The sequence below is a fragment of the Frankia sp. CoWAU3 genome (assembly GCF_977971855.1).
Genome location: NZ_CDWWXB010000274.1, coordinates 1 through 3,627, shown reverse-complemented (window position 1 = coordinate 3,627; position 3,627 = coordinate 1). Strand labels below are relative to the sequence as shown.

The window sequence follows — 3,627 nt, the reverse complement described above, 5'->3', positions numbered from 1 at the left end:
GGAAAGGCTCACTGTCTTCGTGTACGAAGAGACCTTTGGCACGAAGGACAGGATCCACTTCCTGATCCATCTGAAGTCCCTCGCCAGCTATTACCCGATGGTTCTGATGGGCGATCAGGACCAGGCCTACCGCGATTCCATCACCAAGGACCGGGTGGAGGAGGACAAGGGCGGCGGCGCCTGGGACCGGCTGTTCGTGGACGGCAGTATGCAGGAGACCGTGATGCTGCCCCAGTTCTGGGGCATGTACGGCACCGTGGCTGACGGCAGGCTGGAGAAGCAGTCCACCGTGTACACCGACCACTCGGTGGACAACGTGCCGCCGGCCTGGCAGCAGACCAAGCAGGCACGCGAGCTGCACCTGCACTCCGGTAACGCGGGCATCCTGATGCACCGCAGCGCGCAGATCGACTACAACTTCCGCTCCGAGGCACGCAAGTTCGGCCGCGACGTCGCGGACTCGATCAACGACAACCTGCCCGGAGACTGCACTGTCTTCGTGTACGAAGAGGCCTTCGGTACGGCCGACCGGCTGCACTGGATGATCCACATGAAGGATCTCACCACCTACCAGCGGCTGCTCGAGCTGCACGTGCGCAACGAGGCCGTGCGCAACCTCTACTTCGAGCAGCGCATCCCGGCCGAGAGGGGCGGCGGCACCTGGGCGCGGATGTTTGCGCCCGACTCCATGCGCGACATCACGCTCACCCCGCACCACTGGGGGCTGTACGCGACCCGGGCCCAGGGCTGAGGCCCGCGGACCCGAGCCCGCCGACCGATGCCGACCGAGACACGGCTGGACGAGCTGCTGGGCGAGGTCTGCCGCCGGTTCCCCGACCGGACCGCGGTCCTCGGACCGGCAGGCCCGCTCAGCTACGCGGAGCTGTGGAACCGGGCCGGCCGGCTGGCGACGCACCTGCGCGCCGTCGGCCCAGCCGCCGGTCCGCTGACCGGGCTGATCGCCAGCCCCGGCCCTGACCTGATCGTCGGCATGGCGGCGATCGCCCGCGCGGGCAACGGATACGTCGTTATGGACCCGGCGTATCCGCAGGCCCGGCTGACCTATCTGCTGGAAGACGCCCGCCCCCCGATCGTACTGGCCGGTCCGCGTGAGGAGGAGCTGCCGAAGCGGCTCGGCTTCACCGTCATCCCCCTCGACGCCTGGCAGGATGCGGCGCCCGGGAACGGGCAGGGACAGTCCGTGGCGGGCCCGCGGGACGTCGCATACGTCATCTACACCTCGGGCACCACCGGCGCGCCGAAGGGCGTGGTGGTGGAACACCGGCAGGTGACGCGGCTGTTCAGCGCGACCCGGCACTGGTTCGGATTCGATGAGAACGACGTGTGGACGCTTTTCCACTCGGCCAGTTTCGACTTCTCCGTCTGGGAGATCTGGGGCGCGCTGCTGCACGGCGGCTGCCTCGCGATTGTCCCGACCGCCGCGCGGCGCCATCCCGAGGCGCTGCTCGAACTGCTGACCCGGCATCAGGTCACCGTGCTCAACCAGACCCCGTCGGCCTTCCGTCAGCTGCTGCTCGCCGAGGAGGCCGACCCATCCCGGATCCCCGACTCGCTGCGCACCATCGTGTTCGGCGGCGAACGCCTCGACCTCGACCTGGTCGCCGGATTCATGCGCTGCCACCCGGACATCGGGCTCGTCAACATGTACGGCATCACCGAGACGACCGTGCACGTGACCTACCGGCGGCTGGCCGAAGCGGACCTCGACGGCCCGGCAGTGAGCCCGATCGGCGTGCCGGTCCCGGACCTCACCGTCACGATCCGGGACCCCGACGGCAGGCCGGTGCCCGCGGGTGGGCCGGGGGAGATGTGGATCGGCGGCGCGGGCGTGGCCCGCGGCTACCTCAACCGGCCGGAGCTGACGGCGCAACGATTCGTCACCGGCCCCGATGGCGCGATCTGCTACCGCTCCGGCGACCGGGCCGCCTGGCGCGGCGGCGAGCTCGTCTACCTGGGCCGAGTGGACGACCAGATCAAGCTCAACGGCTTCCGGATCGAGCCGGCCGAGATCGAAGCGGTGCTGTGCCGTCACCCGACGGTGGCCGGGCCCGTCGTGGTCACCCCCGGCGTCGGTCGGCACGGCGCAGCCGAACTGGTCGTCCTCGCCGTCCCGGCCGCGGGCGCCGGCGACCCCGCGGCCCTGGCCGAGGCCTGGCGCGGCCACCTGCGCGGGGAACTGCCTGTGCACATGCGCCCGGCCCGTTACTTCCCGGTCGACGCGATCCCGTTGACCCGGAACGGCAAGGTGGACCGCTCCGCGGCGAACGTCACCGCGGCCCGGCTGTTCGCCGGCGAGGAGACCGAGACCCCAGGGATGACGACGTGACCGACACAAAGCAGGTATGCGCGCTGCTGGAGGAAACGGTCGCCAGGTCGGCCGCAGCCGCGCTGCCATACACCGACATCAGCGTCGAGGACGACCTGTTTTACCTCGGACTCACCTCGCTCGGCTTTGTACGCGTCATGGCCGAGCTCAACACCGCCTACGGGACCTCACTCAACGGCAGTGAGCTCGAGGACGTGGCCTCGGTACGCACGATCGCGCGGGCGATCGCGGACGCTGTCGAGGACCCGGAGATCGTCGTCAGACATGCGGAGGGGGTGGCACGCATGGGCGCCGCGAGCGCCGCCGGGCAGGGCGGGCGCAGGTTCGCGCTGAGCGCCGAGGAGCTGGAGTCCTTCCGCCGCAACGGCTTCTTCGGTCCGTTCACCGTGTACGAGCCCGACGAGATGCGGGCGATCTGGAAGCGCGAGCGGCTGTCCATGATGGACCGCAGCGCGGCCGTCTACCAGACGACCGACGCGCTCTCGGGCAACACCAACATCGCCAACTACGACCGGCACCTCGACATGGAGTTCCTCGCCGACCACATCTGCCGCCCGGAGATCGTCGACCGGGTGGTGAGTGTGCTCGGGCGGGACGTGCTGTGCTGGCGCACCGAGTTCTTCCCCAAGTACCCCGGCGACGAGGGCACCGACTGGCACCAGGCGGACACCTTCGCCAACGCCTCCGGCACCCCGCAGATCCTCTGGCTGGCGGGTCTGGCGGGTCTGGCGGGTCTGGCGGGCACCGGCGGCACGATCACCGTGTGGACCGCGTTCACCGAGGCGAACGAGCAGACCGGCTGCCTGCAGTTCATCGCCGGGACGCACACGCGGATGAATTACGACGAGGCCAGGCGCATGCACTACGACCCGGACCGGATCAACACCGTGGACAAGGGTGGGGTGCGCCGCGGTTTCTTTGGCTACGACTACCACGAGCTGCAGAAGGATCCGGACTGGAAGCCGGACGAGTCCCTCGCGGTGCCGATAATCATGCGTCCGGGGCAGGCCGTTATATTCTGGTCCACGCTGATGCACGCCTCGCTGCCGCACAGCGGCGAGTCCCGGGAGATGCGGCTCGGCTTCGCCAGCCGGTACGCGCCGACCTCGGTGCGGATCTACCCGGACACCGAGGAGATCGAGGAGTACGGCGGCCGGGTAAGCCTGGAGCGCTACAGCGCGGTGCTGGTCGCGGGCGAGGACCGGATCGGACACAACCGCCTCGTCACCGAGACGATGCGCGGCCACCGCTTCGGCGAGGTCCGCGGGTGACGCCCGGTC

Annotated in this window: 3 protein-coding genes; all 3 read left to right on the top strand. The window is 69.6% G+C overall.

From position 1 onward, the window contains the following. Positions 1 to 751, top strand: a 751-nt coding sequence (locus AC08ON_RS17020; protein WP_476617333.1) for a DUF6039 family protein, incomplete at its 5' end; no start/stop codon positions are given. Between the two features lie 27 nt (positions 752 to 778). Further along, the gene (locus AC08ON_RS17015; RefSeq protein ID WP_476608524.1) at positions 779 to 2,347 is read left to right on the top strand and encodes an amino acid adenylation domain-containing protein; all 1,569 of its coding nucleotides are present in this window, start codon (positions 779 to 781) and stop codon (positions 2,345 to 2,347) included. Further along, positions 2,344 to 3,618, top strand: coding sequence for a chlorinating enzyme (locus tag AC08ON_RS17010; RefSeq protein WP_476608525.1), 1,275 nt, complete (start codon positions 2,344 to 2,346; stop codon positions 3,616 to 3,618). Before AC08ON_RS17015 ends, AC08ON_RS17010 begins: the two co-directional genes overlap by 4 nt. The last annotated feature ends 9 nt before the right edge of the window (positions 3,619 to 3,627 follow it).